General features: G+C 72.6%; 12 protein-coding genes. 10 read left to right on the top strand and 2 right to left on the bottom strand.

The window, feature by feature from the left end:
- Positions 1–137 precede the first annotated feature (137 nt).
- The 3 genes from ACIO5D_RS28155 to ACIO5D_RS28145 all read left to right on the top strand — a co-directional run bounded on the left by ACIO5D_RS28155 (position 138) and on the right by ACIO5D_RS28145 (position 4,750).
- Positions 138–2,696 (top strand): FHA domain-containing protein, encoded by a 2,559-nt coding sequence (locus ACIO5D_RS28155; protein ID WP_400798629.1) that lies wholly within the window; start codon positions 138–140, stop codon positions 2,694–2,696.
- 307 nt (positions 2,697–3,003) lie between these two features.
- Positions 3,004–4,101: a GAF domain-containing sensor histidine kinase gene (locus ACIO5D_RS28150; RefSeq protein WP_363608012.1), complete on the top strand. Its 1,098-nt coding sequence runs from the start codon at positions 3,004–3,006 to the stop codon at positions 4,099–4,101.
- Positions 4,094–4,750: a response regulator gene (locus ACIO5D_RS28145; protein WP_400654030.1), complete on the top strand. Its 657-nt coding sequence runs from the start codon at positions 4,094–4,096 to the stop codon at positions 4,748–4,750. The genes ACIO5D_RS28150 and ACIO5D_RS28145 overlap by 8 nt, the downstream gene beginning before the upstream one ends.
- A gap of 15 nt (positions 4,751–4,765) precedes the next feature.
- On the opposite strand, the gene ACIO5D_RS28140 is transcribed toward ACIO5D_RS28145, so the two are convergent.
- Entirely contained in the window at positions 4,766–5,569 is an 804-nt protein-coding gene (locus ACIO5D_RS28140; RefSeq protein ID WP_400757749.1) for a hypothetical protein, read from the bottom strand.
- A gap of 147 nt (positions 5,570–5,716) precedes the next feature.
- Between ACIO5D_RS28140 and ACIO5D_RS28135 the strand changes: the two genes are divergently transcribed.
- From ACIO5D_RS28135 to ACIO5D_RS28110, 6 genes are all read left to right on the top strand, one after another.
- Complete coding sequence (locus tag ACIO5D_RS28135) at positions 5,717–6,508, top strand: ABC transporter ATP-binding protein (protein WP_363607921.1); 792 nt, start codon at positions 5,717–5,719, stop codon at positions 6,506–6,508.
- Positions 6,509–6,658: 150 nt separating this feature from the next.
- Positions 6,659–7,081, top strand: coding sequence for an NfeD family protein (locus ACIO5D_RS28130; protein ID WP_363607920.1), 423 nt, complete (start codon positions 6,659–6,661; stop codon positions 7,079–7,081).
- Between the two features lie 10 nt (positions 7,082–7,091).
- Positions 7,092–8,171, top strand: a complete 1,080-nt coding sequence (locus ACIO5D_RS28125; protein WP_400798627.1) for an SPFH domain-containing protein — start codon at positions 7,092–7,094, stop codon at positions 8,169–8,171.
- A gap of 192 nt (positions 8,172–8,363) precedes the next feature.
- Complete coding sequence (locus ACIO5D_RS28120; protein ID WP_363607918.1) at positions 8,364–9,122, top strand: sulfite exporter TauE/SafE family protein; 759 nt, start codon at positions 8,364–8,366, stop codon at positions 9,120–9,122.
- A gap of 229 nt (positions 9,123–9,351) precedes the next feature.
- Entirely contained in the window at positions 9,352–9,654 is a 303-nt protein-coding gene (locus tag ACIO5D_RS28115) for a 4a-hydroxytetrahydrobiopterin dehydratase (protein WP_400798624.1), read from the top strand.
- Between the two features lie 126 nt (positions 9,655–9,780).
- Entirely contained in the window at positions 9,781–11,646 is a 1,866-nt protein-coding gene (locus ACIO5D_RS28110; RefSeq protein WP_400798622.1) for a PQQ-binding-like beta-propeller repeat protein, read from the top strand.
- Positions 11,647–11,668: 22 nt separating this feature from the next.
- Here ACIO5D_RS28110 and ACIO5D_RS28105 read toward each other — a convergent pair whose 3' ends face one another.
- Entirely contained in the window at positions 11,669–12,211 is a 543-nt protein-coding gene (locus tag ACIO5D_RS28105) for an HNH endonuclease (protein WP_363607915.1), read from the bottom strand.
- A gap of 314 nt (positions 12,212–12,525) precedes the next feature.
- On the opposite strand from ACIO5D_RS28105, the gene tyrS reads away from it, so the two are divergent.
- A complete protein-coding gene (gene tyrS / locus ACIO5D_RS28100; protein ID WP_363608011.1) occupies positions 12,526–13,794 on the top strand; it encodes a tyrosine--tRNA ligase in 1,269 nt (422 codons plus the stop codon).
- Positions 13,795–14,275: the final 481 nt, after the last annotated feature.

Below are 14,275 nucleotides of genomic sequence, written 5' to 3'. Positions count from 1 at the left end.
TCCGCCTGGTCACAGTCGTCAGGGGCGACTTTCGTCCCCGGGCGAGGGGCTGGAATGATTCCCCCGTCAGATTCACGATCATCGCGGCCCCGGCCGGGGTCACAATCGGGGGACCGAGAGAGCGGGGCAGGCGAGCAGTGCCGCAACTCGTCATTGAGATCAACGGACAGCAGCGGACTCTGGAGCCGGGGCGGTCCTACAGCATCGGGCGCAACCCGCAGTCGGACTTCCCGTTCGAGGATGCCAGGGTCTCCTGGCAGCACGCCACCATCTCCTTCAACGGAACCGGCTGGCAGCTGGACGACCACGGGAGCACCAACGGCACCTACACCGGCGGCGCCCGCACCCTGCAGGCCCAGCTGTTCCCCGGCGCCGCGGTCAACCTCGGCAACGCCGAGAACGGCCCCCGGCTGAACTTCTCCGCGCCCGCCCAGGCCGCCGCGCCGGCCCCCGCCTGGCACGAGGCCGTCACCAGCCGCGCCGCCGCCCCGACGCCGCAGCCCCCGGTGCAGCAGCAGTGGGCCCAGCAGCCGCCCGTCCAGCAGCCCCCGGCGCAGCAGCCGCCGCAGTGGGGCGGGCAGCAGCAGCCGTTCCCGCCGCGGCAGGACTTCGCCCCGCCGGCGCCCCCGCACGGCGGCTTCCCGCAGCAGCAGGCGCCGCAGCACGACGGCGGCCCGCAGCCGACGGTCATCCGCAACCTGACGGCCGCCATGCGCACCGTCCGGATCGGCCGCGCGCTCGACAACGACGTCGTGGTCTCCGACCTCCAGGTCTCCCGCCACCACGCCGAGCTGCGCCAACTGCCCGACGGCCGCTACGAGATCATCGACCTCGGCAGCCACAACGGCATCTTCCTCAACGGCCAGCCCGTCCAGCGCCAGCTGATGGGCCCGCAGGACCGGCTGACCGTCGGCCACTCCAGCTTCGTCCTGGTCGGCGACCAGCTGCAGGAGTTCGTCGACACCGGCGCCGTCTCCTTCTCCGCCCGCCACCTGACCGTCGAGGTCGAGCACAAGGGCGCCAAGAAGATCCTGCTCAACGACGTCAGCTTCGGCGTGCCGGAGAAGTCGCTGGTCGCCGTCATCGGCCCGTCCGGCTCCGGCAAGTCGACCCTGCTGCGCGCCCTCACCGGCTACCGCCCGGCCGACCGCGGCGACGTCCTCTACGACGGCCGCAACCTCTACAAGCAGTTCGCCGAGCTGCGCTCGCGCATCGGCCTGGTGCCGCAGTCGGAGATCCTGCACAAGGAACTGACCGTCCGCACCGGCCTCAAGTACGCGGCCCGGCTGCGCTTCCCCGGCGACACCGAGGCGCGCGAGCGCGAGGCCCGGATCGACGAGGTGCTGTACGAGCTGCGCCTGGACAAGCGCGCCGACAACCGGATCACCGCGCTCTCCGGCGGCCAGCAGAAGCGTGTCTCGGTCGCGCTGGAACTGCTCACCAAGCCCTCGCTGATCTTCCTGGACGAGCCCACCTCGGGCCTCGACCCGGGCATGGACCGCGAGGTCATGCAGATGCTGCGCGGCCTCGCCGACGACGGCCGCACCATCCTCGTCGTCACCCACTCGGTGGCCGAACTCGCGCTCTGCGACCGGCTGCTGGTGATGGCTCCGGGCGGTTCGGTGGCCTACTTCGGCCCGCCGGACGAGGCGCTGCACTTCTTCGGGTACGAGACCTGGGCCGATGTCTTCCAGGCCTTCGAGAACTACCCGGACCACGACTGGGCCGGCCGCTACCGCGGTTCGGTGCACTACCAGCAGTACTCCGCGGACGTGGACTCCGCGGCCGCGCAGTCCGCCCAGATCGTGCGGGAGGCGGTCCGCCCGCCGAAGCCGCAGAGCTGGGGCTCGCAGCTGTGGACGCTGATCCGCCGCTACGCCTCGGTGCTCGCCTCGGACCGGGGCTTTCTGGCGCTCTCCGTCCTGCTGCCGGCGGTGGTCGGGCTGGTCAGCGTGCTGATCCCGAACGAGGCGGGCCTGGCGAGGAACCCGAAGTCGCAGCTCGGGATCAACAGCGGGGCCGCCACGATCATGCTGATCCTGGCGATCGGCGCCTGTTTCTCCGGGGCGGCCAACTCGGTCCGCGAGCTGATCAAGGAACGGGCGATCTACGAACGGGAACGGGCCACCGGGCTCTCCCGCTCGGCGTACATGATGTCCAAGATCATCGTGCTGGGCTTCTTCAGCGTGATCCAGGGCGCGGTCATCTCCGCCGTCGGCTTCCTGCCGCGCAAGCTGCCCTCCGAGGGGCTGATCGTCAAGAGCCTGCCGATCATCGAGATGAGCACCGGCCTGATCCTGCTGAGCTTCGCCTCGATGATGTTCGGCCTGATGATCTCCGCGCTGGTGAAGACCTCCGAGAAGACCATGCCGCTGCTGGTCATGTTCGCGATCATCCAGGTCGTCTTCACCGGCTGCCTCTTCCAGATCTTCAGCAAGCCGGGCCTGGAGCAGTTCGCCTGGCTGATGCCGGCCCGCTGGGGCGTCGGCGTGGTCGCCACCACGCTGGACCTGTCCAAGCTGATGGGCCCCTGGAACAAGGACCTCCAGAACCCCGAGTACGACGCGGTCTGGGGCCACAACGTCGGCCAGCTGCTCCTCGACGCCGGCGTGCTGATCGCGATGTCGGTCGTCATCGGCGTCATCGTGACCCGCCTCCAGCGCCGCCACGAGCCCGAGGTCATGCAGAAGGGCTGACCCCCTTCGCCCGCTCCACCGGGGCGGCCCTCCCCGATCCGGGAGGGCCGCCCCCCGGCGTTCCGGTGCCGCTCCGGCCCGGGGCGTAGGTCCTCGGACCTGCGCCCCGCGCGCCCTCGGACCGACGCGGGCGGCGGCCGCGCGGCGGTAGTTTGGCGGTATGCCCCCCGCGTCCAGCGACCGCCGGCCCCCGGCCGGACCGCTCCCCGCCGGCCGGATACCGGTCGGCCCGCCGCCCACCGGTCCACTGCCCGCCTGCGAGCCCTGCCTGGCCGGTATCGAGGCCGTCAGCCAGGCCCTGCTCGGGATGAGCCGCCACCTGGAGGTGCGCGAGGTCCTGCGCCGGATCACCGCCTCCGCCCGCGACCTGCTCGGCGCCGAGTACGCGGCCCTCGGCGTACCGGACGACCACGGCGGCTTCGCCCAGTTCGTCGTCGACGGCATCACCGACGAGCAGTGGAAGGCCATCGGCCCGCTGCCCCGCCAGCACGGCGTCCTCGCCAAGATGCTCCACGAGACCGGGCCCACCCGGCTCGCCGACGTCCGCCGGGCCCCCGCCTTCGGCGGCTGGCCGGCCGCCCACCCGGACATGGACGCCTTCCTCGGCATGCCGATCCTCGACACCGACGCCGTCGAGGACGAGCCGCAGGTCATGGGCGTCATCTTCCTCGCCAACAAGCGGCTCGGCGGCGGCTTCACCGACCACGACGAGGAACTGCTCCGGATACTCGCCGCGCACGCCGCCCTCGCCCTCTCCAACGCCCGCCTCTACGAGCGCAGCCGCGAACTCACCCTGGCCGGCGAACGCGCCCGGATCGCCCACGACCTGCACGACGCCGTCTCGCAGAAGCTCTTCTCGCTGCGCCTCACCGCCAAGGCCGCCGCCACCCTGGTCGAGCGCGACCCGGCCCGCGCCCGCGCCGAACTCGCCGAGGTCGCCCGCCTCGCCGCCGAGGCCGCCGACGAACTGCGCGCCGTCGTCGTCGAACTGCGCCCCGCCGCCCTGGAGGAGGACGGCCTCAGCGCCACCCTCGCCTCCCAGGTGCAGGTCCTCGACCGGGCCCACAGCGCCGACCTCGTCTTCGCCGCCGACGGAGTCCGCGCCCTGCCGCCGGCCCAGGAGGCCGCCCTGCTGCGGGTCGCCCAGGAGGCCCTGCACAACGCGCTGCGCCACTCCGGGGCCGGGCGGGTCACCGTCACCCTGGCCGGCACGTCCGCCCGCGGCGCCGTCCTGCGGGTCCGCGACGACGGCCGGGGCTTCGACCCGGAGTCCGTCCGCCGGGCCGGCCGCCACCTCGGCCTGGCCTCGATGCGCGACCGCGCCGCGGCCGTCGGCGGCACGCTCACCCTGGAATCGGCCCCCGGGAAGGGAACGGTCGTCGAGATGGAGGTCCCCGGTGCCTGACACCACGCCAGCGATCCGCGTCCTGCTGGTCGACGACCACCAGGTGGTCCGCCGCGGCCTGCGCACCTTCCTGGAGGTGCAGGACGACATCGAGGTGGTCGGCGAGGCCGCCGACGGCGCCGAGGGCGTGGACCGCGCCCGGGAGCTCGACCCCGACGTCGTCCTGATGGACCTCAAGATGCCGGGCGTGGACGGCATCGAGGCGCTGCGCACCCTCAAGGGCGAGGGCAGCCGGGCCCGCATCCTGATCGTCACCAGCTTCACCGAGCACCGCACGATGGTCCCCGCGCTGCGGGCCGGCGCCGCCGGGTACGTCTACAAGGACGTCGACCCGGAGGCGCTGGCCGGCGCGATCCGCTCGGTCCACGCCGGCCACGTCCTGCTCCAGCCCGAACTCGCCGAGGCGCTGCTCGCCGACGACGGCCCCCGTGCTCCGCAGGGCCGCGGCGGCACCCTCACCGAACGCGAGCGCGAGGTGCTCGGCCACATCGCCGACGGGCGCTCCAACCGGGAGATCGCCCGGAGCCTGCACCTCTCCGAGAAGACGGTGAAGACCCACGTCTCCAACATCCTGATGAAGCTGGACCTCGCCGACCGCACCCAGGCCGCGCTCTGGGCCGTCCGCAACGGGGCGGCCAGGGAGGCCTGAGCGGGGCCCGCGGGCTCAGCGGTCCCCGCGCTCGTCCACCAGGGCGTTGTACGCCGCCACCTGGGCCCGCCGGGCGGTCCGCCGCAGGGGCGCCAGGGCGCCCTGGCGGGCGGCCATCTCGGAGGCGCTGACCGCCGCCCCGTGGCCGCCCGAGGCGATCGAGAGCAGCGCGGACACCTGGCGGGCCGACTCCAGCACCCGGACCGCCCGCGGCGGGTAGCCGGGCGCGAGCAGCTCGACGTGGCCGCGCCGGCGGTAGGCGTCCAGGGCCCGCAGCGCCTCGGGGCCGGCCCCGGCGACATCCAGCCGGGCCAGCAGGACGGTCGCCTCGCGCAGCCCGTCCACCAGCTCGCGCTCGGCCTCGTGCAGCGACGGCACATCGGCGGGCGGGACGTCGTCCACCTCCGAGCAGCGCCACAGGACCGTCGCCGAGCGGTCCCCGGCCGGGCCGAACACCTCGATCTCCGGCACCAGCCCGAGCGGCACCCCCACCGCCAGCACGGCCTCGCCCGCGTCCAGCGCGCGCTGGTTGAACGACGCGGGGCCGGTCAGCCCCAGCGGGTGCCCGGCGCTCGGCAGCGCCAGCCGCAGGCCCTTCACCCCCAGCACCCGGAGCCGCCCCAGCGCCCAGGTGAGCCCGTGCAGCTCCCCGGGCCCGTCCCCGGGCAGCCCGGTCACCCGGTGGCTCTCGTCGGCGCCGAGCACCGCGGCGGCGGCGTTGTCGGGCGGCACCAGGCCGTTCAGCAGAGCGTTGCCCCAGGCGGTCAACCGCCCCGAACGGGGCTCTTCGTACGGATTGTCGGCAGGAGTCACGAGCATCCGGCCAGCCTACGGAATCGGCGGTCATCCGCGTGGCGTAGGTTTGCCCATGCGCGTGCGGCGCACCCACTCCGTGCCCACCGGCCGCCGGAGTGGCTGCCCGCCCGCACCCGACGGCCGTATTTCTGTATTGGGGAAGGCGTAGGCATGAGCGACGTGCTGGAGCTGGTGGACGTATCCGTGGTCCGGGAGGGGCGCGCGCTGGTCGACCAGGTCTCGTGGTCCATCTCCGAGGGAGAGCGCTGGGTCATCCTCGGCCCCAACGGCGCCGGGAAGACCACCCTGCTGCAGATCGCCTCCACGTACCTCTTCCCGACCGCCGGCAAGGTGTCCGTCCTCGGCGAGAAGCTCGGCGAGGTCGACGTCTTCGAGCTGCGCTCGCGGATCGGCCTGGCCGGCGCGGCCATGTTCGACAAGCTGCCCGCCGAGCAGACCGTGCTGCAGACGGTGCTCACCGCCGCGTACGGCATGACGGTCAGCTGGCAGGAGAAGTACGAGCAGACCGACGAGTCCCGCGCGCTCGCGCTCCTCGACCGGCTCGGCATGGTCAACCTCACCGCCCGCAAGTTCGGCACCCTCTCCGAGGGCGAGCGCAAGCGCACCCTGATCGCCCGCGCGCTGATGACCGACCCCGAGCTGCTGCTGCTGGACGAGCCCGCCGCCGGCCTCGACCTCGGCGGCCGTGAGGACCTGGTCCGCCGCCTCGGCGCGCTCGCGCAGGACGAGTTCGCGCCGGCGATGGCCATGGTCACCCACCACGTCGAGGAGATCGCCCCCGGCTTCACCCACGTCCTGATGATCCGTCAGGGCAAGGTGCTCACCGCCGGCCCGATCGACACCGAGCTGACCGCGCGCAACCTGTCGCTCTGCTTCGGCCTGCCGCTGACCCTGGAGCGGCACGGCGACCGCTGGTCCGCCCAGGGCCTGCCGCTCGGCTGAGGCCGCTGACGCCTCATGAGGTCTCCGGTGAGCCCGCTGACGGCCACTGAAGTCCGCTGAACCGGGGCCGGTCGCACGTGCGACCGGTTTCCGCCCCTCCACCTGCGGGAACTTTCCGCCCTAAGGCCCTTCGCTCCCTAGGATGGACACGTGGACAGCTGGATCTGGTGGCTCCTCGCCGCCGTCGGCCTCGGCATACCGCTGGTGATCACCGCGATGCCGGAGTTCGCCATGTTCGCGGTCGGCGCGCTGGCGGCGGCCGGAGTGGCCGGGCTGGGCGCCGGAGCGGTCTGGCAGGTACTGACCTTCGTCGCGGTCTCGGTCGCGCTGCTGGTCGTGGTCCGCCCGATCGCGTACCGGGAGCTCAAGAAGGGCCCGAACATCAAAATGGGCATCGAGGCGCTCCAGGGCGCCACCGCGGTCGTCGCGGAAACGGTCGACGGGGAGGGCGGGCGGATCAAGCTGAACGGCGAGATCTGGTCGGCCCGTGCGCTCAACCCCGGCAGCGTGTACCAACCGGGGCAGCAGGTCGATGTCGTCGAAATCCAGGGCGCGACCGCCCTGGTCGTCTAGGGGAGAGTCCGTGGAACCCGTCCTTATCGTTTTGGTCGTCCTGGTCGTGGTGGCATTCATCGCGCTGATCAAGACGATTCAGGTCATCCCGCAGGCCAGCGCCGCGATCGTGGAGCGCTTCGGCCGCTACACCCGGACGCTCAACGCAGGGCTGAACATCGTCGTCCCGTTCATCGACCGGGTCCGCAACCGGATCGACCTGCGTGAGCAGGTCGTGCCGTTCCCGCCGCAGCCGGTGATCACCCAGGACAACCTGGTGGTCAACATCGACACGGTGATCTACTACCAGGTCACCGACGCCCGGGCGGCCACCTACGAGGTCGCCAGCTACATCCAGGCGATCGAGCAGCTCACCGTCACCACGCTGCGCAACATCATCGGCTCGATGGACCTCGAGTCCACCCTGACCTCGCGCGAGGTCATCAACGCCGGCCTGCGCGGGGTGCTCGACGAGGCCACCGGCAAGTGGGGCATCCGGGTCAACCGCGTCGAGCTCAAGGCGATCGAGCCGCCGACCTCCATCCAGGACTCGATGGAGAAGCAGATGCGCGCCGACCGTGACAAGCGCGCCGCGATCCTCACCGCCGAGGGCGCCCGGCAGGCCCAGATCCTGCGCGCCGAGGGTGAGAAGCAGGCCGAGGTGCTCAAGGCCGAGGGTGAGGCCCAGGCCGCGGTGCTGCGCGCCGACGGTGAGGCGGCCGCGATCCGGACGGTCTTCGAGGCCATCCACGACGGCGACGCCGACCAGAAGCTGCTCGCCTACCAGTACCTGCAGACGCTGCCCGAGCTGGCCAAGGGCGACTCCAACAAGCTCTGGATCATCCCGAGCGAGGTGGGCGACGCGCTCAAGGGCCTCGGCGGCGCGTTCAACGGCCTGACCGGCGGGGCGAACGGCGGCGCGGTCGCGGCGCCGAGCGTCCCGGCGGCGCCGGCCGCCACCCAGGTCCCGCTCGACCCGGCGGCGCCGGCCGCCACCCAGGTCCCGCTCGACCCGGCGGCCGGGCCGCGCCCGCTGGACACCGACACCAAGGGCGCCGCCCGCCCCCGGGTGGACCCGGCCCGCGAGTACCGCAAGATCGACCCGGAGTGATCCGGAGCGTCTCCGGACGCGCCTGATGCGATGAGGGCCCGCCTCCCGTGCGGTACGGGAGGCGGGCCCTCGGCCGTTCCCGAGGGTGCGGCGCGGGCCGGGTCCCACGTCCCGGAACGCGGTGGGGTCTGGTGGGCCCGGTACCCGGTCCGGCATGATCGCCTCGGACAGGACCGAGACGAGAGGTGACCCATGACGCTCTGGGAGGCGATCGCCGTCCTGGTGGCGGGTGTCGGGGCCGGGATGATCAATGTGATCGTCGGCTCCGGAACCCTGATCACCTTCCCCGTCCTGCTCGCCGTCGGCATCCCGCCGGTCACCGCCAACGTCTCCAACACCTTCGGCCTGGTGCCCGGTTCGCTGAGCGGCGTGATCGGCTACCGCAGGGAGCTGGCCGGCCAGGGCCGACGACTGCTCCGGCTGGGCACCGCCTCGCTGCTCGGCGGACTGGTCGGCGCCGTCCTGCTGATCAGACTGCCCAGCGGCGCCTTCGACGCGATCGTCCCGGCGCTGATCCTGCTGGCCCTCGTCCTGGTGGTGATCCAGCCCCGGGTGGCCAGGGCGGTCGCGGCCCGCCGCCGGCCCGGGGGAGACCCCGACGGAAGCGCGGTGCTGCTCGGCGGCGTCTTCCTCACCGGCATCTACGGCGGCTACTTCGGCGCGGCCCAGGGCGTCCTGCTGATGGCGCTGATGGGCATGCTGCTCCAGGAGGACCTCCAGCGGATCAACGGCGTGAAGAACGCGCTGGCGATGATCGTCAACGCGGTCGCCGCCGTGTTCTTCCTCTTCACCTCGACCGTCGACTGGACGGCCGCCGGGCTGATCGCCGTCGGCTCGCTCTGCGGCGGGCTGATCGGCGCCAAGGTGGGCCGCAAGCTGCCGCCGCCCGCGCTGCGCGGGGTCATCGTGGTGGTCGGGCTGGTCGCCGTCACCAAGCTGCTGATCGGCTGATCCGCCGTCGCGCCCGGTGCCCGCGGACGGCCCGGAGGGCCCCGGAGCGGGGGAGACGCGTGACACCGGCGGGCGCCGCGAGGTGTCGTCGACCGCGCGGGAGCCCGCCTCCCTATGCTCCTACGTGCGCCTTCCCGTCCGGACCGCACCGGGGCCCTGGCCGCCGCCACCCGGTCCGTTTCGCGACGGAAGGCCCGACCCTTCACCCCCGACCCACGGGAGCGGTTCGATGAGCAGCAGAGCACGCCTGACCGAGGACGAGATCACCGCCGCGCTGGCCGGACGGCCGGAGTGGTCCAGGGACGGTGACAGCATCGTCCGGACCGCCGACGCCCCGGACTTCCCGGCGGCGATCCGGGTGGTCGCCGCCGTCGCCGAGGCCGCGGAGGCGATGGACCACCACCCCGACATCGACATCCGCTGGCGCACCCTGCACTTCGCGCTCTCCACCCACAGCGCGGGCGGTCTCACCGCGCTGGACTTCGCGCTCGCCGGCCGCATCGACGAGGCCTTCCGCGCCGAGGCGGGGTAGCCGGCCCGCCCGCACCGCGCCTCGCCCGCCGCCCTCCGGAGGCCTCTCCGGAGGGCGGAACGGGCCGCTCCGCCCGGCGTGAGATGCTGGCTGCCGCACTTCAGGCGGTCGGGAGGGACGGAACGGATGGCGCAGGATCCCCTCGGAGACGCCCAGCAGCAGCCCTGGTACCCCCAGCCGCAGCCCGAGTGGCAGGGCGGGTACCCGGAGCAGCAGCAGTGGCAGGGGACCGCCGAGTACGCCACCGACGCCGGGTACGGCACCGCCCCTGGCTACGGCACCGCCCCTGGCTACGGCACCGACGCCGGGTACGGGGGGAACGGGTACGGCCAGGGTGGGTACGGCCACGGTGGCCACCCGGACGGCCCGTACCAGCCGTACGCCCCGTACCCAGGTCACGAGCAGCAGCAGTACGCCCCGTACGCCGTCCCGCAGCCGCCGGCCGGGGACGAGCTCTACGCCCCGGCCGGAGCCGAGTACTCCGCCGACGGCTATGTGCACATCGAGCCGGAACCCGACCCGGAGCCGGCGCCCCAGCCGGGGCCCGCGGCGCCGTCGGAGGCCGCCGTACCCGGCGCGTCCGCCAGGCCGGGGTCGCGGTCGGCGGGCCGGCGGGCCGGCGGCTCCGCAGGCCGTTCCTCCTTCACGGCCAAGGCCCGGGCCGCCGCCGACGCCGTGGTCTCGGCCGAACACGCGCCCGGCCGGCGGGCCCTGATGGTGCGGACCGGCGCCGGTGTCGCCGCGCTCGGCGTGCTGGTCGCCGCCGGTCTGGCGGTCGCCGCCGAGGGCAGCGAGAACGCCTCCGCCGACGGTGATCCCGGCTTCGCCGTCTCCCACGCCAAGGCCTGGTCCGCCCAGCCGGCCGGCGCCGTGCAGCCGGGCGCCGACGACACGCTGGTGGGCAGCTGGCTGCTGGCCGACGCGGTGGTCCGGGCCGACTCCAGCGGTGTCCACGCCTATGACCTGGCGGCCGGCCGGCCCACCTGGTCGGTCGAGCCGCCGGCCGCCGGGGCGGTGCCCTGCGGGCTGTCGCCGAGCGTGAACGGGGCCGGTCTGGGCGCGGTGCTGTTCCGCCCGAAGGCCGATCCGAAGAGCCCTTGCACGCTGGTCGCCGCCGTCGACGCGAAGACCGGCAAGACCGCTTGGACCAAGAGCGTCTCGGACGCCAAGGGCGGTTACGCGGCCCGGATCGGCGTCACCGAGGACAAGGTGATCGCCGTCGGCGACGACCGGGTGATCGCCTGGGAGTCCGCCGACGGCAAGGACGTCTGGCAGTACACCGGCCAGGGCAAGTTCTGCACCCTCTCCGGCGGTGTCACCGGCCGGACCGTCATGGTCGCCAGCTCCTGCGCCGACTCCACCCCCGTCGACCAGGCGGTCTCGCTGAACACCGCCGACGGCAAGGTGAACTGGTGGCGGGGGCTGAACAGCCAGCCGAAGACGGTGACCGTGCTCTCCGCCGAACCGTCCGTCGTCCTGGCCACCGGCGGGAAACCCGACGACGACAAGGTGCTCGCCTGGGGCCCGACGGGCGACCCGGCCGCCGAGATCCCGGTCGCCACCGGGGAGGGCCGGCTCGATGTCGCCCAGGGCACGTTTTCGGCCACACCCCGGGTGTTCTTCCAGGACCGGACGATGGTGACCACGGTCGTCCCGGCGAACGGCGGCGGACCGGTCTCGGTCGTCGGCTACGACCTGGACAGCGGCAAGCCGCGCTGGAAGACGGCGGCGCTGGAGAAGGGCGTCCTGCGGGCGGTCGCCATCGACGACCGGGCGCTGGTGCTGGCCGCCGACGAACGCCGCGAACGGCCCGCCCACCTGAGCCGCTTCACGCTGGACGGCGGCGGCGAGGCGATGGGCGGCAGCTTCCCGCAGGGCACCGGCTCACTGCTGGTCTCCGGCCGGGTGCTGATCGGCGGCGGCAAGGTCGTCGCGGTACCCGAACACTCGGCCAACTTCGGCATAGCGTCCGGGTACCAGGCGATCGGCTGACCCGCTCCCCGCCCGGACGGCCTCAGGCCGCGGACGGCACCGCGGGCCCGGCCGGGACGGTTCCGGCCGGCAGCCAGGCGGCGAGGTCCCGGGCCTCCGGGCCGCGCAGGCCCAGCGCCGTCATCAGCGTGGCCTGCGGGGTCGGTACGAACGGCTTGCGCAGCAGCCGCATGCCGGCCTGCTCCGGTGTCCGGTCGGCCTTGCGCTGGTTGTCCTCGGCGCAGGCGGCCACGGTGTTCAGCCAGCTGTCGGCCCCGCCCCGCGACCTGGGCTGGAGGTGATCCACGGTGGTGGCCCGGCGCCCGCAGTAGGCGCACAGGTGCTGGTCCCGGCCCAGCACACCGCGGCGTGACCACGGGGCCTGTTGTCGGAACGGCACGCGTACGTACCGTTGCAGTCTGATCACCCGGGGCACCGGGACGGTGACGCCGGTACCGCGCATGGTCCGCAGCGGGTGCGCCTGTTCCACCACCGCCTTGTCCTGGAGCACCAGCACCACGGCGCGCTGGAGCGACACCGTCGTCAGGGGTTCGTAGCTCGCGTTCAGAACCAGCGTGTTGCGCACCTCGGCCCACCCTTTCCACCGGCGTGCCACGGCGGCACGACCGTCTCCACACACGTCACTGCCGCCGCGCGGCGTTGGCACCACTCTGAAGGGGCCCCGGGCCGACGAACAACGGAATTTCCGGTGTCGGGGCGGGGCGTGGCCGGCGGTGGACGGGGCGGGCCCGCGCCGACCCGGTGCCGGGCCGGACGCCTCGACGGAAAAGCCCTGGCCCGGACCGCGTAGGCTTTGTGACGCTGGAGTCGCTCCGTACCGGGGCCCGGACGAACCGGGTCCGCACCGGGCGGACGCCCGATCGAAGGAGAATCGTGACCGTGACGGACATCGTCGACGAGCTGCAGTGGCGTGGTCTGATCGCCCTGTCCACCGACGAGGACGCACTGCGCAAGGCATTCGCGGACGGCCCGGTCACGTTCTATTGCGGGTTCGACCCGACGGCCCCCAGCCTGCACCTCGGCAACCTGGTACAGATCCTCACCATGCGCCGCATCCAGCAGGCGGGGAACCTCCCGCTCGGTCTGGTCGGCGGCGCCACCGGCCTGATCGGGGACCCGAAGCCCACCGCCGAGCGGGTCCTCAACGACCCCGAGACGGTGGCCGGCTGGGTCGAGCGGCTGCGCGGCCAGATCTCGCGCTTCCTCGACTTCGAGGGCCCGTACGCGGCGCGCATGGTCAACAACCTGGACTGGACCTCCGGGATGTCGGCCATCAGCCTGCTGCGTGACGTGGGCAAGTACTTCCGCGTCAACAACATGATCGCCAAGGAGGCCGTCGCGCGGCGGCTCAACTCCGACGCGGGCATCAGCTACACCGAGTTCAGCTACCAGATCCTCCAGGGCATGGACTACCTGGAGCTGAACCGCCGCTACGGCTGCAGCCTGCAGACCGGCGGCAGCGACCAGTGGGGCAACCTCACCGCCGGCACCGACCTGATCCGCAAGGCCGACGCCAAGTCGGTGCACGCGCTGGCCACGCCGCTGATCGTGAAGGCCGACGGCACCAAGTTCGGCAAGACGGAGTCCGGCACGGTCTGGCTCGACCCCGAGCTGACCACCCCGTACGCCTTCTACCAGTTCTGGCTGAACGCCGACGACCGGGACGTCCCCACCTTCCTGCGGATCTTCAGCTTCCGCACGAAGGAGGAGGTCGAGGAGCTGGAGCGCGAGACCGCCGAGCGGCCCGCCGCCCGGCTCGCGCAGCGGGCACTCGCCGAGGAGCTGACCACCCTGGTCCACGGCGCCGAGCAGTACCAGCGCGCGGTGGCCGCTTCCAAGGCACTGTTCGGCCAGGGGGACCTCGCCGACCTGGAGGCCCCGACCCTGGCCGCCGCGCTGGCCGAGGTCCCGAAGGCCAAGGTCACCGAGCTGCAGTCGATCGTCGACCTGCTGGTCGCCGTCGGTCTGTCGCCGAGCCGGTCGGCCGCCCGCCGGACGATCAAGGAAGGCGGCGCCTACCTCAACAACGTCAAGGTGACGGACGAGGAGGCGGTGCCGGCCGAGTCGGACCTGCTGCACGGCCGTTGGCTGGTCCTGCGCCGTGGCAAGCGCAACCTGGCGGCGGTGGAGCTCACCGCGGCCGGCTGAGCCTGGCCGAAACCACACCGCTGCTGAACTGCGGTTTTCAACCCTGAGGGCCGGATCTGGTCAGATCCGGCCCTCGGGGTTTGACGAGGTCGTCCGACTGGCCTAATGTTGGACGAGTCGCTTGAAGCGGGCAGGTGCACGAGAGGCCGAGAGGCCACCGCGGACCAGCCGGAGCGGCCATCACACTCAGCAAGCCCAACTCTCACTCGATGCCCATTCATTTGGGTTGTTCGGCGTTTTTGTCGACGGGTGGGAGCGGGAATTTCGGGTTAATCCTGAAATGCGCTAATGTGGGGGTCGCCGCAGAAAAGCGGACCTGGCCGGCCAGGATCGGATGAATGAAACTCCGGAAAACGGAGCGGAAAACATCTGGTAAGCTGGAAATGCGAAAGAACGAAGCGCCCGGAGGGCCCGCTGGAAGGCGGCCTGAAGGAAGTGTCCGTTCCTTGAGAACTCAACAGCGTGCCAAAAGTCAACGCCA

This window comes from Kitasatospora sp. NPDC087315 (assembly GCF_044744345.1).
Lineage (GTDB): Bacteria > Actinomycetota > Actinomycetes > Streptomycetales > Streptomycetaceae > Kitasatospora.
Note: the sequence above shows the minus strand (reverse complement) of the source record. Positions and strands in the feature narration are given on the sequence as shown.